Source organism: Streptomyces sp. NTH33, assembly GCF_003236365.1.
Classification (GTDB): domain Bacteria; phylum Actinomycetota; class Actinomycetes; order Streptomycetales; family Streptomycetaceae; genus Streptomyces.
The window spans coordinates 1-21,474 of sequence record NZ_POTZ01000074.1 but is presented as its reverse complement, the minus strand read 5'-3'; the positions used below and the strand labels follow the sequence as shown (position 1 = coordinate 21,474).

The window sequence follows — 21,474 nt, the reverse complement described above, 5'->3', positions numbered from 1 at the left end:
GTGCGGGGTGCGCGGGGCGGGCTGGCCGGTGCCGCGGTCGGAGACCTCGATGCGGATCACCTTGTTGTCGCAGGTGATCTCCAGCTGGTCGGGGCCCTCGGCGTGCAGACAGGCGTTGGTGACCAGCTCGGAGACGACGAGGAGCACGTCCTCTGCGGCGGCCCGCCGGTCGGCGGTCGCGGCGGGCAGCCAGCCCCACGCGTACAGCGCCTGACGGGTGAAGTCGCGGGCGAGCGGCACGACGCCGCTCTGGTCGTCGAAGCGCAGCCTGCGAACCTGGCGCCCCCCCGACGGGACCTCCGGCACGGCCGTCACACCCCCTGGGGACGACCCTCCCGCCGGCACGCTCCCCTCCGACGCCCCGGAAGCGCCGCTGGGCTCCGGCCCGCGGTCGCCCGGCGAGTAGGGCCGGGTGGTGCTCATCAGCGCTTCACCTCACCGATTCACCAGTTCACGATTCAAAAGTCACTAGTCATTTCGCACGTACACGGCCGGTACGTCCGTACCCACGCCAGAACCCCGGTCGCCGGCTCCCGCGCGGGCGGCGGCCGATCCACTCAGGGTGTCTCCTGCCCGACCGATCCGGTGGAACACCCCCGTTTTCGGCCCGTGGGGAGTCCCGCCCGGTGCGCACCGGGCGCGAGAGCTCGCAAGGCACACGTCGACGATCCGGCGGCCGGCTCAGCCGGTCTCGTCGGCCAGCGCGTCCTCGAGCGTGTCGTGCACGCTGAAGACCGCGTCGGCCCCCGTGATCTCGAACACCCGAGCCACCACCGGCAACATCCCGGCGAGATGCACACCACCTCCGGCCGCCTCCGCCTTCAGCCGCGCGCCCAGCAGCACGTTCAGCCCCGTGGAGTCGCAGAACTCCAGACGCGAACAATCCACCACCAGGCGCGAGCGCCCCTTGGCGAGGCACTCCTCGAGCGGCTCGCGCAGCAGGTCGGCCGTGTGGTGATCCAACTCACCCGCCGGCGTCACGACGGCGCTGGAGCCCTCCTGTCGCACCTCCACCAGAAGCCGGCCCGACTGTGCGCTGCCGACCGTCCCGCGGTCCATGCCGTCTCTCTCTCCCGGGTCTTGGCTGCTGCTGACGCCCTCGAACACTACTGCTTCCGTCACCACTTCGACACCCGACAACCGCACACAAACGGACATACCTCCACATAACGCACTTGCGGCAGTGTCGGGAAAGCAGGTAGGGCTAGTAGGGACCCATACCCGACACGGCCGGCTTTGGAGGCGCCGCACACCGCAGTGCACGCACTGGCTTCGGCAGCCATATGCCGAGAACGATGGAGGACATCATGTCACCCCGGCTCGACGCATCGCATACCCGGAGGGCGACGTCGGCACCCCCAACGGAGCACCTGGATCCCATCGAACTTCCCGACGTACGCGCCGAGCGGGCCGATCGGGCCGCACTGGCCGGACTCCCGGACATCCCCCCGTACGACGAAGTGGCCCCGGACGACGCCCGGGCCTTGTCCAGGACCCTCTTCGAGCGACTGGAGTCCCTCGAGGAAGGCACCCACGAATATTCGTACGTCCGCAACACGCTCGTCGAACTCAACCTCGCACTGGTCAAGTTCGCCGCCTCCCGCTTCCGCTCCCGCAGCGAGCCGATGGAGGACATCATCCAGGTCGGCACCATCGGCCTGATCAAGGCGATCGACCGCTTCGAACTCTCCCGGGGCGTCGAGTTCCCCACGTTCGCGATGCCAACCATCATCGGCGAGATCAAGCGCTTCTTCCGCGACACCTCGTGGTCCGTGCGCGTCCCGCGCAGACTGCAGGAACTGCGCCTGGACCTCGCCAAGGCCGGTGACGAACTGGCCCAGCGGCTCGACCGCGCCCCCACGGTCGCCGAGCTCGCCGAGCACCTCGGTCTGTCCAGGGACGAGGTGGTCGAGGGCATGGCCGCCTCGAACGCGTACACCGCCTCCTCGCTGGACGCACAGCCCGAGGAGGACGACTCCGAGGGCGCCCTGGCGGACCGCATCGGTTACGAGGACCACGAGCTCGAAGGCATCGAGTACGTCGAGTCGTTGAAGCCGCTGATCGCCGAACTGCCCTCCCGGGACCGGAAGATCCTGTCCCTGCGGTTCGTGGCCAACATGACCCAGTCGGAGATCGGCGAGGAGCTCGGCATCTCGCAGATGCACGTCTCGCGACTGCTGTCGCGCACGCTCGGCCGGCTGCGCAAGGGGCTGACGCTCGAGGAGTGACGGGGCGACAGGACGTCTCCGTCCGGTGCCGGAAGCGGCGCCGGGCGGACCGCGTTCCGGACGCCACCCTCTCACCCGGGGCCACCCTCTCACCCGGGACCGCCGTCCTCGCCCGGGACCGCCGTCGGCGCACCGCCGGTCACCCCGGGAAACGTCTTTCGCCCCGGGCCCCCTCGCACCACTGTGGTCACCCCCGAACCGGCCGGTGCGTCAGGAGCCCGGCGACGGCGCCGAGGTGGTGAACGTCGCCACGGGCCGCTGTCCGGACGTGGCCGGTGGCTTCGGCAACGGCACGGACGTCGTCACCGCCCCGTGCGGGTCCGCGGCCACCCAGCGCTGGCGCGTCGACTCCCACCGCGGGGTGCTGCGGTCGGCGGCGGACCCCGACTTCTGCCTCGACAGCCGCGGCTCCGTGGAGAGGGGCGTCGGCATCTGGACATGCTCCTCGGTGGAGGGCCGGAACGGCCGGAACCTGACCTTCACCGTCGACCCGGACGGCGTGATCCGCCCGGCCGTCGCCCTCGCGACCGGCCTCACCCCGAACGCCGGCGGCCACCTCTCCCTCGCCCCGCTGACCGGGAGCACGGCACAGCGGTGGCGGGCGGGGGACGCCTGATCAGACCTCGCGCACACCCTTCCGCCAGACCTGGGTGACCAGGGGGACGCCCGGGCGGTAGGCCAGGTGGACATGGCTGGGTGCGTCGAGGACGGCGAGGTCGGCACGGGCTCCGGGGGCCAGCCGGCCCACGTCGTCGCGGCGCAGGGCCTTCGCGCCGCCGGCCGTCGCCGCCCAGACCGCCTCGTCGGGGGTCATGCCCATGTCCCGCACGGCGAGCGCGATGCAGAACGGCACCGAGGACGTGAAGGACGAGCCCGGGTTGCAGTCGGTGGACAGCGCGACCGTGACACCGGCGTCCAGCAGGCGCCGGGCGTCGGGCCACGGGGCGCGGGTGGAGAACTCGGCGCCGGGCAGCAGCGTGGCGACCGTGTTGCCGCCCGCCAGGGCGTCGACGTCCGCGTCCGTCAGGTGGGTGCAGTGGTCGGCGCTGGCCGCGTCGAGCTCGACGGCGAGCTGGACGCCGGGGCCGTGGGTGAGCTGGTTGGCGTGGACGCGCGGGTGCAGGCCCCGGGCCTTGCCCGCGGTGAGGATCGCGCGGGCCTGGTCCCCGTCGAAGGCGCCCTTCTCGCAGAACACGTCGATCCAGCGGGCGTACGGGGCACAGGCGTCGAGCATCTCGCCGGTGACCAGCTCGACGTACGCCGCCGGGTCGTCGGCGTGGTCGGGAGACACGATGTGCGCGCCGAGGTAGGTGACCTCGTCGGTGTGACGGGCGGCGATACGCAGGGCGCGGGCCTCGTCGGCGACGGTCAGCCCGTACCCCGACTTCGTCTCGAACGTGGTCGTGCCCTGGCGCAGGGCCTCGGCGAGATAACGGGTGAGGTTGGCCTCCAGTTCCGCGTCGGTGGCGGCGCGGGTGGCGGCGACCGTGGTGCGGATGCCGCCCGCGCTGTAGGCGCGGCCGGACATGCGGGCGTTGAACTCCTCGGTGCGGTCGCCTGCGAAGACCAGGTGGGAGTGGGAGTCGACGAAGCCCGGGATCACCGCCCGGCCGCCGGCGTCGACCCGGTTGTCAGTGGCGGGTGCTTTCCTGGATTCACCGGTCCACACGATGCGGTCGCCGTCGATGACGACGGCCGCGTCCCGGACCACTCCGAGGGGGGATCCGTCGCTGAGGGAGGGATCGTTGGTGACCAGCGTGGCGATGTTGGTGATGACGGTGCTGCTCATGGTGTCCTCGGCGTTGACGGTGGGATTCAGCCGCGCAGGGCTTCGACGGCGTCCGCCAGCGCTGACGGCACATCGGGTACGAGGGCGTGGGCGCCGTCCCGTACGACATGGCGGCCGCCCACGACCGTATGGCGCACGTCCGCTGCCGTCGCCGCGAATACGGCCGTCTCGGCGCCGAGCCTGGGCAGTGTCCCCGCTGTTCTGACCGAGTCCAGCGCGATCGTCGTGAAGTCGGCGAGGGCGCCGACGGTGAGACTGCCCGCGTCGCTCCAGCCGAGGGCCGCGTGTCCGTCGGCGGTGGCGGCCCGCAGCAGGGCGGCGGCCGTCCAGTGTCCGCGGGCGCGGCTGCGCAGCCGCTCGTTCAGCTCCATCGCGCGGGCCTCCTCGAGCAGGTCGACGACGGCGTGGCTGTCGGAGCCGAGGGACAGCGGGGAGCCGGCGCGCTGCAGGGCCGGGGCGGGTCCGATGCCGTCGGCCAGGTCCCGCTCGGTGGTCGGGCACATGCAGGTGCCGGTGCCGGAGCGGCCGATGAGGGCGATGTCCTGGTCGGTGAGGTGGGTGTTGTGCACGCCGGTCGTGCGCGGGCCGAGGACGCCGTGGTCGGCCAGCAGCCGGGTGGGGGTGCACCCGTGGGCGGCCTGGCAGGCGTCGTTCTCGGCGGTCTGCTCCGACAGGTGCACATGGAGCGGGGCCCGCCGCTCCTCGGCCCACCGCACCACCGTCGCCAGCTCCCGCGCGGGCACGGCCCGTACGGAGTGCACGGCGGCACCGATCCGTGCGTGATCCCGTTCCTTGAGAACTGAACAGCGTTCGGCCCAGGCCTCGGCCGTTCCGTCGGAGAAGCGGAGCTGGTGGGCGTCGGGCGGCTGTCCGAAGCCGGAGGACAGATAGCAGGTGTCGAGGAGGGTGATGCGGATGCCGGCCTCGGCGGCGGCCTCGATCAGGGCCTCGCCCATCGCGTTCGGGTCGGCGTACCGGGAGCCGCCCGGCGCGTGGTGGACGTAGTGGAACTCGCCGACGGCCGTGATGCCGGCCAGCGCCATCTCGGCGTACACCGCGCGGGCCAGCGCGTGGTAGTTCGCCGGGGTGAGCCGGTCGGCGGTGGCGTACATGACCTCGCGCCAGGTCCAGAAGGTGCCGGAGCCGACCTGGACGGTGCCGCGCAGGGCCCGGTGGAAGGCGTGGCTGTGCGCGTTGGCGAGGCCGGGGACCGTGAGTCCCCGGAGGGGTTCGGCTCCCGGTGGCGGGGCGGACACGCCGGTGCGGACGGCCGCGATGCGGCCGTCGCGCACGTCGAGCGCCACGCCCGGCTCGACGTACATGCCGAGCCAGGCCTGCTCCAGCCAGTACGTCCGCGTCTGCTGAGTGGGAGTCACGCGCAGGCCAGCCCTTCCAGTACGTCGGCGAGTGCGCGCACCCCGGCCAGGCAGTCGTCCTCGGCCGCGAACTCGGCCGGGGAGTGCGAGACACCGGTGGGGTTGCGCACGAACAGCATGGCGGTCGGAACGCTCCCGGACAGGATCCCGGCGTCGTGTCCGGCGCCCGTGCCGAGGACGGGCGCCCTCAGGCCGGTGTCCTTGCCCAGGATGCGGGCGAGTTCGTCCCGCAGGGCGTGGTCGAACTCGACGACGGGCGTGAAGGACTCGCGCACCACGTCCAGATCGGCGCCGTGCGCCGCGGCGTACTCGCGGGCCACCTTCTCGATGCCGGTGACCACGGTGTCGAGGGTCTGCTGGTCGGCGGCGCGGGAGTCGAGCCAGCCGCGCACCAGGGAGGGGATCGCGTTGACGCCGTTCGGCTCCACCGCGATCTTGCCGAAGGTGGCGACGGCACCGGCGAGCGCGGCCTCGCGCCGGGCGGCGAGCACCGTCTCGGCGTACGACAGCATCGGGTCGCGCCGGTCGGCCAGCCGGGTGGTGCCGGCGTGGTTGGCCTCGCCCCGGAAGTCGAACCGCCACCGTCCGTGCGGCCAGATCGCGCTGGCCACACCGACGGCGTCCCCCGTGAGGTCGAGGGCGCGTCCCTGCTCGACGTGCAGTTCGACGAAGGCCCCGATGCGGGCGAGGCGTTCCGGGTCCGGCCCGATGGCGTCGGGGTCGTACCCGGCGGCCTCCATGGCCCGGGGCAGTGGGGTCCCGTCGCCGTCGGTGAGCCGGTGCGCCTGTTCGACGGTGAGCTGCCCGGCGGTCAGCCGTGACCCGACACAGGCGAGTCCGAACCGGGCGCCCTCCTCGTCCCCGAAGTTGACGACGGCGAGCGGCCGGGTGAACCGCACGTTCCTGCCGCGCAGTTCGTCGAGGGCGGCGAAGGCGGACACGACTCCCAAAGGCCCGTCGAAGGCCCCGCCGTCGGGCACGGAGTCGAGGTGCGACCCGGTGACCACGGCGTCCCCCTGAGCGGGGTCCCCGAGCCAGGCCCACTGGTTCCCGTTGCGGTCGGCCTCGTACGTCAGCCCGCGGGCCCGGGCCTGCTCCTCGAACCAGGCCCGGCACTCGGCGTCGGCGGCCGTCCACGCGAACCGGCGGTAGCCGCCGGACTCCGCGTGCCGCCCGACGGGAGCGAGGTCCCGCCACATCTCGTGGAAGGAACCGCCGCCGCCCGCCACGGTCTCTCGGCCCTCACCGGAAAGCCGGGTCACCCGTCGTCACCCTCACGCATGGGAACCCGCACTCCCCGCTCCCCCGCGACCGATTCCGCGATGTCGTACCCGGCGTCCACGTGCCGGATGACACCCATCCCCGGGTCGTTGGTGAGCACGCGCCGGATCTTCTCCCCGGCGAGCCGCGTACCGTCGGCCACCGTCACCTGCCCGGCGTGGATCGACCGGCCCATGCCGACACCACCGCCATGGTGGATGGACACCCACGACGCCCCCGACGCCACGTTGACCATGGCGTTCAGCAGCGGCCAGTCGGCGATCGCGTCGGAGCCGTCGAGCATGGCCTCGGTCTCCCGGTAGGGGGAGGCGACGGACCCGCAGTCGAGGTGATCGCGGCCGATCACGACCGGCGCCCGCAGCTCACCGCTCGCGACCATGTCGTTGAACCGCTCGCCCGCCTTGTCACGCTCGCCGTAGCCGAGCCAGCAGATACGCGCGGGCAGGCCCTGGAAGTGGACGCGCTCGCCCGCCATCCTGATCCAGCGGGCCAGGGACTCGTTCTCGGGGAACAGCTCCAGGATCGCCTTGTCGGTCCTGGCGATGTCGGACGCCTCACCCGACAGCGCGGCCCAGCGGAACGGGCCCTTGCCCTCGCAGAACAGCGGCCGGATGTAGGCGGGGACGAAGCCGGGGAAGGCGAACGCCCGGTCGTAACCGGCCAGTTGCGCCTCACCGCGGATGGAGTTGCCGTAGTCGAAGACCTCGGCGCCGGCGTCCAGGAAGCCGACCATCGCCTCGACGTGCTTGGCCATGGACTCGCGGGCCCGGGTGGTGAACCCGGCCGGGTCCTTGGCGGCGGCGTCGGCCATGTCCTCGAAGTCGACGCCGAGCGGCAGGTACGCCAGCGGGTCGTGGGCGGAGGTCTGGTCGGTGACGATGTCGATGGGCGCGCCCATGGCGAGCATCTGCGGGACGAGTTCGGCGGCGTTGCCGAGGACGCCGATGGACAGGGGCTTGCGCTGGTCGCGGGCTTCCACGGCCAGCCGGAGGGCCTGTTCCAGCGAGTCGGCCTTCACGTCCAGGTACCGGTGCTCGATGCGGCGCTCGATGGCGCGCGGGTCGCAGTCGACGCAGATGGCCACGCCATCGTTCATGGTCACCGCGAGCGGCTGGGCGCCGCCCATGCCGCCGAGGCCGGCGGTCAGGGTGATGGTCCCGGCGAGCGAGCCGCCGAACTTCTTCGCGGCGACGGCGGCGAAGGTCTCGTAGGTGCCCTGGAGGATGCCCTGGGTGCCGATGTAGATCCAGGAGCCGGCGGTCATCTGGCCGTACATGGTCAGGCCGAGGGCCTCCAGGCGGCGGAACTCCTCCCAGTTGGCCCAGTCGCCGACGAGGTTGGAGTTGGCGAGGAGCACGCGCGGGGCCCACTCGTGGGTCTGCATGACGCCGACGGGACGGCCGGACTGGACGAGCATGGTCTCGTCGGCCTTGAGGGTCCTCAGCGTGCGGACCATGGCGTCGAAGGAGCGCCAGTCGCGGGCGGCCCTGCCGGTGCCGCCGTAGACGACGAGCTTGTCGGGGTGTTCGGCGACCTCGGGGTCCAGGTTGTTCTGGAGCATCCGCAGGGCGGCTTCCTGCTGCCATCCCAGGGCGCTCAGTTCCGTACCGCGTGGCGCTTGCACGGGGCGGGGTCCTGACATGGTCTGCCTCCTAGCGGATTGCTCCCGGCGGATCTGTTGCTTTCGTTATTCACATCCTGACCCGATGAATAGAACTAGTCAATACGTCGCGGTGTGCCGACACGGGCGCACCCCGGATGTTTCGCTGGACGCATGACGGCAGGCGGCGACAGGACGACAGGGACGGCAGAGGCACCGACAGGGACGGGGGACGACGGCATGGACGGCATGGACGACAAGGACGACAAGGACCGCGAGGACCGCGAGCGGGCCGTACGGCGGGACGAGGCGGTGCGTGCCGCGGTGGACCAGGGGCTGCTCGGGCCCGACTCCCCCATCGTGGGCCTGCTCGACGTCACCGGCATCCGGGAGTCGGCGGCGGCGCTCCGGGCGGCGTTCGAGGCGGTGGCGGCGCCGGGGACACCGGTGCTGCACGCCTTCGCGGTCAAGGCGACCCCGCTCGTGCCGGTGCTGCGGCTGCTGCACGAGGAGGGCATCGGCGCCGAGGTGGCGAGCCCGGGGGAGCTGGCGCTGGCGCGGGCGGCCGGGGTGCCGTCCGCCCGCACCGTCCTCGACTCCCCGGCCAAGACCCCGGCCGAGCTGCGCGAGGCGCTGGAGCTGGGCATCGCCGTCAACGCGGACAACCCTCAGGAGCTGGCCCGCATCGACGCCCTCGTGGGGTCCGCCACCCCTGGCTCACCGCTGGGGATCCGGGTGAACCCACAGGTCGGCAGGGGCTCCATCGAGGCGCTGTCGACGGCCACGACGACCTCGAAGTTCGGGGTGGGGCTGCGCGACGAGGGCGCGCGCGAGTGGGTCGTACGGGCGTATCTGGACCGCCCTTGGCTGACCAGGATCCACGCTCACACCGGGTCCCAGGGCATCCCGCTCCCCCTGATGGCACAGGGCGTGGCGCAGACGTACGCGCTCGCCGAGGAGATCAACACGCGCGTGGGGCGGCGGCAGATCGACACCCTCGACATCGGCGGCGGGCTGCCGGTGAACTTCGGCTCGGAGGCGACCGCGCCGACGTACGCGCAGTACGCGCGACTGCTGGGCGAGGTGGTGCCGGGGCTGTTCGACGGGCGGTACGGACTGGTGACCGAGTTCGGGCGGTCGCTGCTGGCCAAGCAGGGCACGGTGGTGGCCCGGGTGGAGTACACCAAGAGCGCCGGCGGGCGGCCGGTCGCCGTGACCCACGCGGGCGTGCAGGTCGCGACGCGCACGGTGTACGTGCCGGAAGCGTGGCCGCTGCGCCTGGCCGCGTACGACGCGAAGGGGCGGCCCAAGGCGGGGCCCGAGGTGGTGCAGGACATCGCCGGACCGGCCTGCTTCGCCGGCGACCTGCTCGCCGAGGGCCGCGCCCTCGCCCCGCTCGAACCGGGCGACCACGTGGCGGCGCTGGACACCGGTGCCTACTGCTTCGCGCACCACTACGCCTACAACTCCCTGCCCCGGCCCGCGATCCACGGCTTCGCCCCGGACGGCTCGGGAGGGATCGCCTTCGCGACCGTGCGCGAGCCGCAGACGGTCCGGGACATCGTGGCGGAGGCGGGAGAGGCGCACGCGTCGGCGCTCACCACCCTGCACGCGTCCGAGCGCGCTTGAGGCACGCCGAGCACACCCGGCGCAACTGGTGTGAAACTCGGGTCAGTCGACCCACATTAGTCCCTCGGTCGCATGTTCCACCGGAAAATGCCGTAACCTCCGCCGTCACCCCACACCGTGCGTAGCGTCTCCCTCACTCAGCCGAAACCCCAGGCGGGAGGGGAACAACGGTGCCCGGAATCGACGAGTGCCTCCTGGAAGCCATGCGGCTGCCCGGTGCGAGAGGCGCCGCGCTGGTCGACTGGACGAGCGGGCTTGCCCTGGGCACCGTCGGGGAGTCCCCGGGCGGCGACCACGAGACCACGGCGGCGGAGGCCGCCGAACTGGCCCGGCTCGCCGCCGAGCACGGGGCGTTCGCCTCCGCCGAGGACCCCGGTGGCGAGCGGCCCCCGGTGGAGGACCTGATCGTCAGCAACCGCGACAGCTACCACCTGCTGCGCTTCGTGGACACGTCCTTCGACAGCAGCGTGTTCCTGCACCTGTGGCTGACCCGTACGGAGGGCAACCTCGCCCTGGCCCGCATACGCCTGGGCGAGATGGCCGAGCGGCTGGTGCTGGGATGACCGTGGTCGACATTCCGCCGCCCCGGCTGCCGGTGCGCAGCAAGCCGGCCGCCGCCGAGCAGGCCTGGGGCGGCGTCTCACCGATGCTGACCCGGCTCGCCGCCGAACAGGCCACCGGCGTCCTGGTCCGCGAACGCGGCACGCTCTACCTGGCCGAGGGACGCGTGGTGCACGCCGAGAGCCCCCTGACTCCCGGCCTGGACCTGCTGCTGACCGCCCACGGCACGCTGGCGGCCGAGGTGTGGCGGGACGCCGTGGCCCGGGCCGACGACCGGCACGGCGCGGCCCGTCTGCTGCTGGACGGCGGCCATCTGGCCGAGGGCGCCCTGGAACTGTGCCACCTGGGCGCGCTGTACGACGCCGCCTACTTCGCGCTCGCCCCGAGCAGCACCCCGGGCCGCTTCCGCTACGGCATCGCCCACCGGCTCGGCCCCGTCCTGCCGGTCCCGGTGGCCGACCTGGAGCGCGAGACCCTGCGCCGGCGCGAGCTGCTGCACCGCATCTGGCCCGACGCCGCGCCGGACAGCACCCCGCTGGTACGGACGTACGCCACCGCCGCACCGAGGCTCACACCCCGCCAGCACGCGCTCCTGGAGCGGATCGACGGCACCCGCACGGCCACCGACCTGGCCCGGGAGCTGGGCCGGCAGGCGTTCCACACCCTGGTGGACGTACGGCGCCTGACGGCCGCCGGACTCGTCGCACCACGGCACTCGCCCGAGCCGGCCGGCGGCGGGCGGACACCCACGTTCGCCGAGCAGTTGGCGTACACCACCGACCCCCACATCACGCTGCTGAAGAGGCTCAGGGATGCGCTGGAGGCCCTTTGAGAGGAGACACCGGATGGCAGCCGAGCCGGAAATCCTGGACGAACTACACCGGTTGAGAGCCCGCGTACCCCAGCTCACCGGCGCCCTCGCCGCGAGTGTCGACGGCCTCGTACTGGCCCACGACACCCCGGGCGTGGAGCCGGAGAGCGTGGCGGCACTCACCGCGGCCGCACTCGGCGTCGCCGTACGCATGGCGGACGCCACCGGCCAGGGCGACCTGCGCGAACTGCTCGTGCGGGGCGTCCACGGCTATGTCGCGACCTACGCGGCGGGCAGCACCGCGGTGCTGACCCTGCTCGCCCAGGACCGCGTCAACGTCGGCCGCCTCCACCTGGAGGGTCGCAGGGCCGGAGCCCGCATCGGGGAACTGGTCGACGCCGAAGCGGCGGCCAGGCCCCCCGGCAAGGCGCCCGCGAAGTCCGAGAAACCGGCCGCCAGGTCCGGCGCCGCACGGGCCAGAACCACGCGCGCACCCCGCACCACTGCCACCAACGCGCGCACCACCACTGAAAGTTGAGAGAACTAGGAGACCTGCCATGGCCAACACCGAGACCTGCCTGAAAGAGGCGCTCGCCTCCATCGAGGGCGCGACCGGCGTCGCGCTCGTCGACTACACCAGCGGCATGGCGCTGGGCACGATGGGCGGCAGCAAGAGCTTCGACCTGAACGTCGCCGCCGCCGGCAACACCGACGTCATCCGGGCCAAGATGCGCACCATGGAGCACCTCGGCCTCAAGGGGCAGATCGAGGACATCCTGATCACCCTGTCCGACCAGTACCACCTGATCCGCCTGATCAGCGGTCGCGGCGGCAACGGCCTGTTCCTCTACCTCGTCCTCGACGGCAAGCGGGCCAACCTGGCGATGGCCCGCCACCAGCTGAAGAGGATCGAGGAGGACCTGGAGGTCTGAAAAACGGCCGCTTCCGCCGGGGCACGGGGCTGGTGCCCCGGCGGATCACGCCACGGACGCCCACCCCGAAGAGGGCGGTGCCCAAGCGGTGCTCAGGCGGTGGCGGGCACGGGCGCGCTCGGGTGCACCTCGCGTTCGACGCGAGGCAGGATCTCCGGGACGTAGATCTTCTGGAGACGGGTCTGAGAGCGTCCGCGCCGTCCATCGGACGTCAGTCCACGAACAGCCCCCGCGCCGCCGCCTTGCCGTCGAACTCCTCCAGCCGCGCCTGCGCGTCGGGCAGGTCGTCGCACATGGCCTCCAGGAGCACCCGGCCCAGCAGCATCGGCGCGCACGCGGTGTCGAAGGCGAGCCCGGTGCCGACCGCCGCCGGCAGCAGCAGGTCGGAGTGCTTGGCGACCGGCGCGAAGGCCGAGTCCGCGACCGTGACGACGGTCAGCCCCGTCTCCTTGGCGTAGGCGAGGGTGTCCACGACCTCGCGCGGGTGGCGGGGCAGCGCGAAGCACAGCAGGGCCGAGGCGCCCGCGCGTACGGCGCCGTCGATGCGGTCCTGGATCATCGTGCCGCCCTCGTCGAGCAGCCGTACGTCGGGGTGCACCTTGCCGGCGAAGTACGCGAAGCCGTAGGCCTGGGCGGCCGCGGCCCGCAGGCCCAGGACGGGCAGCGGACGGGAGGCGGCCAGGACGCGGCCCGCCTCCCGCACCGGCCGCGGATCGGCCAGCGCCTCCGCCAGGTGCCGCAGGTTCTCGATCTCGGCCTCGACCGCCTGCTGGTACTCGTTGTACGGGGCCGGCCGGTCCACGGGTCCGGCGGGCGCGACCTCGCGCAGATGGCGGCGCAGCGCCGGGTAGCCGTCGAAGCCGAGCGCGACCGCGAAGCGGGTCACCGACGGCTGGCTGACCCCGGCCAGCTCGGCCAGTTCGACGCTGGACAGGAACGGCACGTCGGCGGCCCGCCGCACCATGCTGTGCGCGATGCGCCGCTGGGTCGGCGTGAGCCGGTGTCCCTCGAAGAGCGCCTGCAGCCGTGCGGCAGGGCTGTCGGTCCCGCTCATGACGTGCTTCCCCTCCAGAAGTCGTCGATGCCCCGGGAGGCTACCTCCCCGACCAGTTTCTATTCAGACACCAAGAACTCTGCATGAGGTCATACAGTCACGGCAAGGGACCGGCCACGTGCCACGGAACGGCCACCCCGGCGACACCGACGGCGGCCTGCCCCCCGCCGAACAGGGGGGCTGTCCCCAGTGCGGCGGGCACCCCGGCTGCCTAGCCTGGTCCGCATGACCGGAATGGACGCGCGGGACACCGATCTGAAGAAGGAACTCGACGCCTCCCTGCAGGCCCGCAGGGAGCTGGGCGAGGAGTACGAGTCCGCGCTGGTCGACTCGTTCCTGGAGAAGGTCGACCAGCGCATCGACGCCGCCGTCGAACGCCGGGTGCGCCGGCAGCTCGCCGAGCAGCAGACGGTGTCGGCCCGGGACTCCCGCTCGCCAAGGGCCACCGACTCCTGGGGCGAGCGCTTCGGCTTCGGCATCGTCTCCCTGGTGCTGGCCGTCCCGCTGTCCGCGATCGGCGGCGGCGTCAGCGGCCTGCCCGGTCTCATCGCCGCCTGGGTCGGCATCGTCGGCGTCAACGCCGTCCAGGCCGCCCGCACCAACCCCGGCCTGTTCACCGGCCGTCGCCGGGGCTCCGCCAAGGACGACGCCTGGGAGGACTGAGCGGCAGCGGGGGTGCGGCGGGGACCGCCGCACCCCCGTGTGACCGGGGGCGGGACGACGGCGGTCCCCGCGAGGGACGCGGGCCGGCTCAGGGCCGGGCAGGTGCGTCCACGGCGCCCATGGAGGTCCGGGAGCCGCTCCGGAGGCCCTGGCGCCGTCCGCGCCCCCTGCTCTTCCGGCCCCGTGTCAAGCGGGGCCCCGTGTCAAGCGGGTGCTGCGAGCAGGTGAAACGCTCGTACCGCTTCCGTGACCGCCTACTGCTTCCCGCCCTTGGCCAGGAAGGCCAGCAGGTCCTGACGGCTGACCACACCGGTCGGCTTGCCCTCCACCAGCACGATCGCCGCGTCCGCCGTGCCGAGCACCGCCATCAGGTCGCCGACCGGCTCCCCGGAGCCGACCTGCGGCAGCGGGGCCGACATGTGCTTCTCCAGCGGGTCCTCCAGCGCGGCCCGCTTGGTGAACAGCGCGTCCAGCAGTTCCCGTTCCACCACGGACCCCACGACCTCCGCCGCCATGACGTCCGGGTGGCCGGCGCCCGGCTTCACGATCGGCATCTGCGAGACGCCGTACTCGCGCAGCACCTCGATGGCCTGGCCGACCGTCTCGTCCGGGTGCATGTGGACCAGGGACGGGATGCCGTCCTCCTTGTCGTTGAGGACGTCACCGACGCGCGCGCTCGGGCCCTCGTCCTCCAGGAAGCCGTAGTCGGCCATCCACTCATCGTTGAAGATCTTGCTGAGGTACCCGCGCCCGCTGTCCGGCAGCAGCACCACCACGACGTCGTCCGGGCCGAGCCGTTCGGCCACGCGCAGGGCGGCGACGACCGCCATGCCGCAGGAGCCGCCGACCAGGAGGCCCTCCTCCTTGGCCAGGCGGCGGGTCATCTGGAAGGAGTCCTTGTCGGACACGGCCACGATCTCGTCGGCCACGGTCCGGTCGTAGGCGGTCGGCCAGAAGTCCTCGCCGACGCCCTCGACGAGGTACGGCCGGCCGGAGCCGCCGGAGTACACCGAGCCCTCGGGGTCGGCGCCGATCACCTTGACCCTGCCGTCGCTGGCGTCCTTCAGGTAGCGGCCGGTGCCGGAGATGGTGCCGCCGGTGCCGACGCCGGCCACGAAGTGGGTGATCCTCCCCTCGGTCTGCCCCCACAGCTCGGGGCCGGTGGAGTGGTAGTGCGACAGGGGGTTGTTGGGGTTGGAGTACTGGTCGGGCTTCCAGGCGCCCGGCGTCTCCCGCACCAGCCGGTCGGAGACGTTGTAGTACGAGTCCGGGTGCTCGGGCGCGACGGCCGTCGGGCACACGACCACTTCCGCGCCGTACGCGCGCAGCACGTTGATCTTGTCCATGGAGACCTTGTCCGGGCACACGAAGATGCACTTGTAGCCCTTCTGCTGGGCCACGATGGCGAGTCCCACGCCCGTGTTCCCACTGGTCGGCTCGACGATCGTGCCGCCCGGCTCGAGCTCCCCGCTCTTCTCGGCGGCCTCGATCATCCGCAGGGCGATGCGGTCCTTCACGGACCCGCCCGGGTTGAAGTACTCGACCTTGGCCAGGACGGTCGCCCTGATCCCCTTGGTGACGCTGTTGAGCCGCACCAGCGGGGTGTTGCCGACGAGGCTGATCATCGAGTCGTGGAATTGCACCGTTGTCTCCGGTCGCTGCAAAAGGTGTGGTCGTAGTGGTTCCGCCAGCGTAGGCCAGGGGAGCGGTACCGGGGGCGGGCGTTCACTCCCCGTCGAGATTGGACCACCATCCGTACGGGGCAAGGAGTGGGTGTAGGGCTACGCAGGAGGTGGCGGCGGGCATGACGAGCATGTCGAGGGCGAGGGTGGCCCGACGGATCGCGGCCGGTGCCGCCTATGGGGGCGGCGGGCTCGGCCTGGTCGGCGCGGCGGCCGTCGGTCTGCTGCTGGCCGAGGTGCGGATGGCCAGGCGTCACGTGGGCAACGGCACGGACACCCACGTGCCGTTCGCGGACGGCGTGTACGGCCGGGTGTACGACACCCCCGGCGAGCCGCCGCTGAGCCTGGTCATGCTCGGTGACTCCACGGCCGCGGGCCAGGGCGTCCACCGGGCCGGGCAGACGCCGGGCGCGCTGCTGGCGTCGGGGCTCTCGGCGGTGGCGGAGCGTCCGGTGCGGCTGCGGAACGTCGCCGTGCCCGGGGCGCAGTCCGACGACCTGGACCGGCAGGTGGCGCTGGTGCTCGCCGATCCGGCGCAGGTCCCGGACATCTGCGTGATCATGGTCGGTGCGAACGACGTGACCCGCCGGATGCCGCCGACCCGCTCGGTGCGGTACCTGGCGGCGGCGGTACGGCGGCTGCGTACGGCGGGGGCGGAGGTCGTCGTGGGCACCTGCCCCGACCTGGGCACGATCGAGCCGGTCCAGCAGCCGCTGCGGTGGCTGGCCCGGCGCGCCTCACGGCAGCTGGCGGCGGCGCAGACGATCGGGGTGGTGGAGCAGGGGGGCCGGACCGTGTCGCTGGGCGACCTGCTGGGCCCGGAGTTCGAGGCCAATCCGCGGGAGCTGTTCGGGCCGGACAACTACCACCCGTCCGCGGAGGGGTACGCCACGGCGGCGATGGCGGTGCTGCCGACGGTGTGCGCGGCGCTGGGGCTGTGGCCGGCGGAGGAGGAGCGTCCGGACGTGTCGCGGCGCGAGGGCTTCCTGCCGGTGGCCCGTGCGGCGGCGGAGGCGGCGGAGGAGGCGGGTACGGAGGTCGCGGCCGCCATGCCCGCCGGGCCGCGGGGGCCGTGGGTCCTGCTCAAGCGGCGTCGGCGGCGGAGGGTGCCGGAGCCGCAGCCCGCGCCGGTGACTCCGTCGGTCTGCGAGTGGACGCGGCCGCGCGACGGCCAAGCAAGCGCTTAGACAATTGCGGTCAGAGTCACACCGCGGCACCCGTGACCTTCACCATACGGGCGGGTAACTTCCAAGCAGCCGCGCATGACCGACCGTCCGCACCGCCACTGGAGCCGTGATGCCCGAAGCCGTCATCGTCTCGACCGCCCGCTCCCCCATCGGCCGCGCCTTCAAGGGCTCCCTCAAGGACCTGCGCCCCGACGACCTCACCGCCACGATCGCCCAGGCCGCCCTCGCGAAGGTCCCCGAGCTGGACCCGAAGGACATCGACGACCTGATGCTCGGCTGCGGCCTGCCCGGCGGCGAGCAGGGCAACAACCTCGGCCGGATCGTCGCCGTGCAGATGGGCATGGACCACCTGCCCGGCTGCACGATCACCCGCTACTGCTCCTCCTCCCTCCAGACCTCCCGCATGGCCCTGCACGCCATCAAGGCCGGCGAGGGCGACGTGTTCGTCTCGGCCGGTGTCGAGATGGTCTCCCGGTTCACCAAGGGCAACTCCGACAGCCTGCCGGACACGCACAACCCGCTGTTCGCCGAGGCGGAGGCCCGCACCGCGGCCAGGGCCGAGCAGGAGGGCACCACCTGGCACGACCCGCGCGAGGACGGCCTGGTCCCCGACGCCTACATCGCGATGGGCCAGACCGCCGAGAACCTCGCGCGCTGGAAGGGCGTCACCCGCGAGGAGATGGACGAGTTCGGCGTCCGCTCGCAGAACCTCGCCGAGCAGGCCCTCAAGAACGGCTTCTGGGAGCGGGAGATCACTCCGGTGACGCTGCCCGACGGAACCGTCGTCAGCAAGGACGACGGACCGCGCCCGGGTGTGACCATGGAGGGCGTGGCCGGCCTCAAGCCGGTCTTCCGCCCCGACGGCCTGGTCACCGCCGGCAACTGCTGCCCGCTCAACGACGGCGCCGCCGCGCTCGTCATCATGTCCGACACCAAGGCACGCGAGCTGGGCCTGACCCCGCTCGCCCGGATCGTCTCCACCGGCGTCTCCGCCCTGTCCCCGGAGATCATGGGCCTCGGCCCGGTCGAGGCCTCCCGGCGGGCCCTGAAGCGGGCCGGGCTGACCATCGACGACATCGACCTGGTCGAGATCAACGAGGCCTTCGCCGCCCAGGTGATCCCCTCCTACCGCGACCTGGGCATCCCGCTGGAGAAGCTGAACGTCAACGGCGGCGCGATCGCCGTCGGCCACCCCTTCGGCATGACCGGCGCCCGCATCACCGGCACGCTGGTCAACTCCCTGCGGTTCCACGACAAGCAGTTCGGCCTGGAGACGATGTGCGTCGGCGGCGGCCAGGGCATGGCGATGATCATCGAGCGCCTCAGCTGACCCTCTGAACGGCGGGACACGAGGCCACCCGAAGGACCGTCGGTGTCCGCTTTACCACCCGCTGTGACCGAACGGCCCGGAATCCGGGAAACGCCTGGATTCCGGGCCGTTCTGTGATCCAATCTCCCTCAGGATGTGACCTTCCTCTCTCGGCAAGGGGTCTTCCCAGGTCAGCGCGTCCCCCCAGGAAACCCGCAGGCCACCCCCCTGTCCGTTTCGTGACGTTTCGCACTGACAACTGGATAGTCCGCCCTTCAAGCTGATGTAGGAAGTCGGGCATCGACCTTGAACCCGGGAGTACGTCAGTGAGCGCCATGCCGATCGCCCTGCTGCTCACCACGGCCGCCACCGGCGCCGTGGGCGTCGCCGTCCTGCGCACCCTTTTCGCCCTGCGGCGTCAGGTGGCGGCCCTGCAGAAGCAGCTGGCGGAGAACCACGCCGCCACCGCGCGCGCCCTGCTGCCCGCCGCCCGCGGCCACGCGGACGCGGAGCAGATACGTGCCGCCGTGGTCCAGGCACTCGCCGAGGAGCGGGAGCGGGAGCTGGCCGAGGCGCGGGCGTTCTGGGCCGCTCAGGAAGCCAGGGACGCCGCCGACGCGCCCTCCCTGCTCGGGCTGCCCGACAGCGAGCTGTTCCTGCCCCGGCAGGCCGACTACGCGGGGCTGGAGCACCTGGAGCCGGTGACCGAGACCGGCCCGGAGGCCGACGAGCAGGCCGCCTCCGGCGAGTCCCCGGAGCTGGCCGCCGCCCGCCGCCGGCACCCCTCGCACCCGGACTTCACGCCCCACCCGTCCCCGGCCGTGGGCGACCACGAGCGCACGGTGGCCACGCTGGAGGAGCTGGCCCGGACCCGCGTGGAGCTGACCGACGTCCGCCCGGGCCCGCTGGGCACCCTCGACGTCTACGTCTTCGCCGACGGCACGACCCTGTGCATGACCCCGGGCCACCAGGAGACCGCCGAGCGCCTGGCCGCCGCCCTGCGCACGGGCGAGTCCCCGGTCCTGCTGGGCGGTTCGGGCGTCTCCGGTGCCTACACGCTCACCTTCGCCTGCGGCGAGGAGAACGTGTACATCCTGGCGGACCGCGTCATCGCCTCCCTTTGACGCCCTCTCCCGCCCGGGGGCAGGGGGTTCCGGTCCGCACCGCTACGCGCTGCCACCCCGGGTTCCTGCTCGACCGACCCTTGCCGCTCTCCGGGGAGATCGGTCTTACGGGGTCTCCACAGGCGTCACTTTCCGCCTGCCCGGGGGTGAATCCGACAACTCCGTCATCGGACGGGGCAATCGTAGCCGTGCGGCCGTGGCCCTCCGGGCCGCACGGGGCAGGATGCCCTCCCCTCCACCCTGAAGAGTGGAGCGCTGGGCACATGTTCGGCAATCGTGCCCGCGACCGGGGCCCGTGACCGAGGGTCAGACCCCCGCCCGTCGCTGCGCCTCCTGCACCAGACGTACGGCCTCCGCCACCTCGTCCTCGGTCTTCAGTACGAGCGCCAGATCGTGCCCGGCGACGGTGACCTGGTCCGCGGCCGCGAACATCCCCGCGTCCGGCATCTCCCGCGGCTCGGCCCCGGGGCACTCGGCGAGCTGGGCTCGCCGGGCGAACTCCCTGGCCAGCGCCAGTGCCTCGGCGGCGCCGGCCCGCTGCAACCGGCTCTGCGGCGCCGCCCGGAGGCGGTCGGCGAAGTGATCCACTGCCCGGGTCAGAGAAGTCGTGTCCACCACGCCGCGAGACTACGCGTCGCACCGGGACTGTTGCCAACACGCGAACCCTCGGGCACGGTGACGTGAAGGACCGGCTTCGTCGAATGCGTCCGGAGGCGCCGATGTCCCAAGTCTTCTCCGAAGAGACCCACCGCAACCTGCTCGCCCGCATCCCCCACTGCACCGGTCGTGAGATCTCCGACTGGCTGCGCACCGTCGAAGAAGGCCCCGCGCTCCGCTTCGAGGAGAAGGTCAGCTGGCTCCGCCACGAACACAACCTCGCGTACGGCCACGCCAAGGCGCTCATCCACGAGTACGACCTGAGGAGGGCCGCGCGCAAACTGCTCTAGGCGCGCGCCGCCGGCACGACGAAGGGCCCCGGGGAGACCCCGGGGCCCTTTCGTCCGACCGTTCGCCCGGCGTGTCGCCGGCGAACGATCCGGTGGACTAGTCGCTCTGGTTGAGGATCGCGATGATCCGCAGGAACTCCATGTAGATCCACACCAGCGTCAGCGTGAGGCCGAAGGCCGCGAGCCAGGCCTCCTCGCGCGGGGCGCCGTAGGCGATGCCGTCCTCGACCTGCTTGAAGTCCAGGGCGAGGAAGCAGGCGCCGAGGATGATGCCGACGACACCGAAGAAGATGCCGAGCGGACCGCTGCGGAAGCCGAGGCCGTCACCGCCGCCGAACACGGCGAACAGCATGTTCACCATCATCAGCAGCACGAAGCCGAGCGCCGCCGCCATCACGAAGCCGTAGAACCGGCGGGTGACGCGGATCCAGCCCGCCTTGTACGCCAGCAGGACACCGACGAAGACCGCCATCGTGCCGAGCACGGCCTGCATGGCCGCGCCGCTGGCGATGTGGGTGTCGACGATGTTGGAGACGACGCCGAGGAACACGCCCTCGACGGCGGCGTAGGTCAGGATCAGCGCGGGCGAGGCCTTGCGCTTGAAGGACTGCACCAGGGCCAGCACCATGCCGACCAGCGCGGCACCGATCCCGATGGCGTAGGTACGGCCGATGTTGGCGCCGTCGACCGGCAGCAGCACCCAGGCGAGCGCGGCCGTCAGGACCAGCGTGCCGAGCGTGGACGCCGTGCGCAGGACGACGTCGTCCATCGTCATCCGGCCGATGGTGGCCGGGGCCTGCGGCGGCGCGCCGTACTGCAGGTCCTGCTGCGCGTAAGGGTTCTGCGCGTAGGGGTTGCCGCTCGGCTGGGCGTACGGGTTGCCCTGCGCGTACGGGTTGCCCTGCGTGCCGACAGCGGGTCCCCCGGCCTGCGGCGCGGTGTTGAAGCCCGCGTAGCCGTTGTCGCGGCTGAACCCCCGTCGCGAGAAGACCGGGTTTCTGCTCCTCATCTCACTCCTCCATGGCCGCACGGCGCGGCCTTGGCCCAAGAGTAATGGAAAGGCAAAGGATGGGCCCTAGTACCTCGGAGGGATCTTTCCCTCCCCGTGTTGCCGAACACGCTACGCGACCAGGTGATTCCCGGCAGCGTACGGTGTCATTCATCACCAAGCCGCGACCCGTCCGGAACCGGCCGGAGACAACCGGCCGGTTCCCGGGCGCCGTCCGCCCGCCCGTCCGGGTCCGCCCTGTCTCTTATCCACATCTCCGAGCCCACGAGACTAGCGCTCATCTCGTATGCCG

At 72.3% G+C, this 21,474-nt stretch carries 22 protein-coding genes; 12 read left to right on the top strand and 10 right to left on the bottom strand.

All coding sequences use genetic code 11. The features are described from left to right. Positions 1-423, bottom strand: a 423-nt coding sequence (locus tag C1I97_RS10515; RefSeq protein ID WP_111002958.1) for an ATP-binding protein, incomplete at its 3' end; no start/stop codon positions are given. A gap of 258 nt (positions 424-681) precedes the next feature. Then, a complete protein-coding gene (locus C1I97_RS10510; RefSeq protein WP_111002957.1) occupies positions 682-1,059 on the bottom strand; it encodes an STAS domain-containing protein in 378 nt (125 codons plus the stop codon). A 236-nt stretch (positions 1,060-1,295) separates the two neighbouring features. Here C1I97_RS10510 and C1I97_RS10505 point away from each other — a divergent pair, with 236 nt between their 5' ends. Beyond that, a complete protein-coding gene (locus tag C1I97_RS10505) occupies positions 1,296-2,228 on the top strand; it encodes an RNA polymerase sigma factor SigF (protein WP_258382511.1) in 933 nt (310 codons plus the stop codon). Positions 2,229-2,433: 205 nt separating this feature from the next. Next, entirely contained in the window at positions 2,434-2,844 is a 411-nt protein-coding gene (locus C1I97_RS10500) for an RICIN domain-containing protein (RefSeq protein ID WP_441349099.1), read from the top strand. On the opposite strand, the gene hutI is transcribed toward C1I97_RS10500, so the two are convergent. Genes hutI through hutU form a run of 4 tightly spaced genes read right to left on the bottom strand, consistent with a single transcriptional unit; the run spans position 2,845 to position 8,316 of the window. After that, complete coding sequence (hutI, locus tag C1I97_RS10495; RefSeq protein ID WP_111002951.1) at positions 2,845-4,017, bottom strand: imidazolonepropionase; 1,173 nt, start codon at positions 4,015-4,017, stop codon at positions 2,845-2,847. Positions 4,018-4,043: 26 nt separating this feature from the next. Next, positions 4,044-5,339 (bottom strand): formimidoylglutamate deiminase, encoded by a 1,296-nt coding sequence (locus tag C1I97_RS10490; RefSeq protein ID WP_258382512.1) that lies wholly within the window; start codon positions 5,337-5,339, stop codon positions 4,044-4,046. 50 nt (positions 5,340-5,389) lie between these two features. Beyond that, positions 5,390-6,592, bottom strand: a complete 1,203-nt coding sequence (locus C1I97_RS10485) for an allantoate amidohydrolase (protein WP_111002955.1) — start codon at positions 6,590-6,592, stop codon at positions 5,390-5,392. Between the two features lie 59 nt (positions 6,593-6,651). Further along, positions 6,652-8,316, bottom strand: coding sequence for a urocanate hydratase (hutU, locus tag C1I97_RS10480; RefSeq protein ID WP_111002949.1), 1,665 nt, complete (start codon positions 8,314-8,316; stop codon positions 6,652-6,654). Positions 8,317-8,514: 198 nt separating this feature from the next. Here hutU and C1I97_RS10475 point away from each other — a divergent pair, with 198 nt between their 5' ends. The 5 genes from C1I97_RS10475 to C1I97_RS10455 all read left to right on the top strand — a co-directional run bounded on the left by C1I97_RS10475 (position 8,515) and on the right by C1I97_RS10455 (position 12,207). Further along, complete coding sequence (locus C1I97_RS10475; protein WP_111002948.1) at positions 8,515-9,903, top strand: diaminopimelate decarboxylase; 1,389 nt, start codon at positions 8,515-8,517, stop codon at positions 9,901-9,903. Between the two features lie 170 nt (positions 9,904-10,073). Continuing rightward, on the top strand, positions 10,074-10,466 hold the full coding sequence (locus C1I97_RS10470) for a hypothetical protein (RefSeq protein WP_111002947.1): 393 nt from the start codon (positions 10,074-10,076) through the stop codon (positions 10,464-10,466). Further along, on the top strand, positions 10,463-11,296 hold the full coding sequence (locus tag C1I97_RS10465; RefSeq protein ID WP_111002946.1) for a MarR family transcriptional regulator: 834 nt from the start codon (positions 10,463-10,465) through the stop codon (positions 11,294-11,296). Before C1I97_RS10470 ends, C1I97_RS10465 begins: the two co-directional genes overlap by 4 nt. 13 nt (positions 11,297-11,309) lie before the next feature. Further along, positions 11,310-11,813 (top strand): roadblock/LC7 domain-containing protein, encoded by a 504-nt coding sequence (locus C1I97_RS10460; RefSeq protein ID WP_111002945.1) that lies wholly within the window; start codon positions 11,310-11,312, stop codon positions 11,811-11,813. A gap of 19 nt (positions 11,814-11,832) precedes the next feature. Then, on the top strand, positions 11,833-12,207 hold the full coding sequence (locus C1I97_RS10455; RefSeq protein ID WP_111002944.1) for a hypothetical protein: 375 nt from the start codon (positions 11,833-11,835) through the stop codon (positions 12,205-12,207). A gap of 211 nt (positions 12,208-12,418) precedes the next feature. Here the strand turns inward: C1I97_RS10455 and C1I97_RS10450 are convergent, their stop codons facing one another. After that, positions 12,419-13,261, bottom strand: coding sequence for a MurR/RpiR family transcriptional regulator (locus C1I97_RS10450; RefSeq protein WP_111002943.1), 843 nt, complete (start codon positions 13,259-13,261; stop codon positions 12,419-12,421). Positions 13,262-13,486: 225 nt separating this feature from the next. Here C1I97_RS10450 and C1I97_RS10445 point away from each other — a divergent pair, with 225 nt between their 5' ends. Further along, positions 13,487-13,924, top strand: coding sequence for a hypothetical protein (locus C1I97_RS10445; RefSeq protein ID WP_258382510.1), 438 nt, complete (start codon positions 13,487-13,489; stop codon positions 13,922-13,924). 254 nt (positions 13,925-14,178) lie between these two features. Here the strand turns inward: C1I97_RS10445 and C1I97_RS10440 are convergent, their stop codons facing one another. Continuing rightward, positions 14,179-15,567 (bottom strand): cystathionine beta-synthase, encoded by a 1,389-nt coding sequence (locus C1I97_RS10440; protein ID WP_111002941.1) that lies wholly within the window; start codon positions 15,565-15,567, stop codon positions 14,179-14,181. A gap of 161 nt (positions 15,568-15,728) precedes the next feature. Between C1I97_RS10440 and C1I97_RS10435 the strand changes: the two genes are divergently transcribed. The 3 genes from C1I97_RS10435 to C1I97_RS10425 all read left to right on the top strand — a co-directional run bounded on the left by C1I97_RS10435 (position 15,729) and on the right by C1I97_RS10425 (position 19,226). Continuing rightward, complete coding sequence (locus C1I97_RS10435; RefSeq protein ID WP_181446666.1) at positions 15,729-16,793, top strand: SGNH/GDSL hydrolase family protein; 1,065 nt, start codon at positions 15,729-15,731, stop codon at positions 16,791-16,793. A 109-nt stretch (positions 16,794-16,902) separates the two neighbouring features. After that, on the top strand, positions 16,903-18,123 hold the full coding sequence (locus tag C1I97_RS10430; protein WP_111002940.1) for an acetyl-CoA C-acetyltransferase: 1,221 nt from the start codon (positions 16,903-16,905) through the stop codon (positions 18,121-18,123). Positions 18,124-18,428: 305 nt separating this feature from the next. Next, the gene (locus C1I97_RS10425) at positions 18,429-19,226 is read left to right on the top strand and encodes a hypothetical protein (protein ID WP_111002939.1); all 798 of its coding nucleotides are present in this window, start codon (positions 18,429-18,431) and stop codon (positions 19,224-19,226) included. Between the two features lie 306 nt (positions 19,227-19,532). Here the strand turns inward: C1I97_RS10425 and C1I97_RS10420 are convergent, their stop codons facing one another. Beyond that, positions 19,533-19,844: a hypothetical protein gene (locus C1I97_RS10420; RefSeq protein ID WP_073949572.1), complete on the bottom strand. Its 312-nt coding sequence runs from the start codon at positions 19,842-19,844 to the stop codon at positions 19,533-19,535. A gap of 101 nt (positions 19,845-19,945) precedes the next feature. Here C1I97_RS10420 and C1I97_RS10415 point away from each other — a divergent pair, with 101 nt between their 5' ends. Then, positions 19,946-20,173, top strand: coding sequence for a DUF4287 domain-containing protein (locus C1I97_RS10415; protein ID WP_111002953.1), 228 nt, complete (start codon positions 19,946-19,948; stop codon positions 20,171-20,173). A gap of 97 nt (positions 20,174-20,270) precedes the next feature. Here the strand turns inward: C1I97_RS10415 and C1I97_RS10410 are convergent, their stop codons facing one another. Then, on the bottom strand, positions 20,271-21,182 hold the full coding sequence (locus tag C1I97_RS10410; RefSeq protein ID WP_111002938.1) for a Bax inhibitor-1/YccA family protein: 912 nt from the start codon (positions 21,180-21,182) through the stop codon (positions 20,271-20,273). Positions 21,183-21,474: the final 292 nt, after the last annotated feature.

Coding starts and splice junctions, on each gene's coding strand:
- C1I97_RS10510 (WP_111002957.1), bottom strand. CDS start 1,059: ATGGACCGCGGGACGGTCGGCAGCGCACAGTCGGGCCGGCTTCTGGTG.
- C1I97_RS10505 (WP_258382511.1), top strand. CDS start 1,296: ATGGAGGACATCATGTCACCCCGGCTCGACGCATCGCATACCCGGAGG.
- hutI (WP_111002951.1), bottom strand. CDS start 4,017: ATGAGCAGCACCGTCATCACCAACATCGCCACGCTGGTCACCAACGAT.
- C1I97_RS10490 (WP_258382512.1), bottom strand. CDS start 5,339: ATGTACGTCGAGCCGGGCGTGGCGCTCGACGTGCGCGACGGCCGCATC.
- C1I97_RS10485 (WP_111002955.1), bottom strand. CDS start 6,592: ATGTGGCGGGACCTCGCTCCCGTCGGGCGGCACGCGGAGTCCGGCGGC.
- hutU (WP_111002949.1), bottom strand. CDS start 8,316: ATGTCAGGACCCCGCCCCGTGCAAGCGCCACGCGGTACGGAACTGAGC.
- C1I97_RS10475 (WP_111002948.1), top strand. CDS start 8,515: ATGGACGGCATGGACGACAAGGACGACAAGGACCGCGAGGACCGCGAG.
- C1I97_RS10465 (WP_111002946.1), top strand. CDS start 10,463: ATGACCGTGGTCGACATTCCGCCGCCCCGGCTGCCGGTGCGCAGCAAG.
- C1I97_RS10460 (WP_111002945.1), top strand. CDS start 11,310: ATGGCAGCCGAGCCGGAAATCCTGGACGAACTACACCGGTTGAGAGCC.
- C1I97_RS10455 (WP_111002944.1), top strand. CDS start 11,833: ATGGCCAACACCGAGACCTGCCTGAAAGAGGCGCTCGCCTCCATCGAG.
- C1I97_RS10450 (WP_111002943.1), bottom strand. CDS start 13,261: ATGAGCGGGACCGACAGCCCTGCCGCACGGCTGCAGGCGCTCTTCGAG.
- C1I97_RS10445 (WP_258382510.1), top strand. CDS start 13,487: ATGACCGGAATGGACGCGCGGGACACCGATCTGAAGAAGGAACTCGAC.
- C1I97_RS10435 (WP_181446666.1), top strand. CDS start 15,729: ATGACGAGCATGTCGAGGGCGAGGGTGGCCCGACGGATCGCGGCCGGT.
- C1I97_RS10430 (WP_111002940.1), top strand. CDS start 16,903: ATGCCCGAAGCCGTCATCGTCTCGACCGCCCGCTCCCCCATCGGCCGC.
- C1I97_RS10415 (WP_111002953.1), top strand. CDS start 19,946: ATGTCCCAAGTCTTCTCCGAAGAGACCCACCGCAACCTGCTCGCCCGC.
- C1I97_RS10410 (WP_111002938.1), bottom strand. CDS start 21,182: ATGAGGAGCAGAAACCCGGTCTTCTCGCGACGGGGGTTCAGCCGCGAC.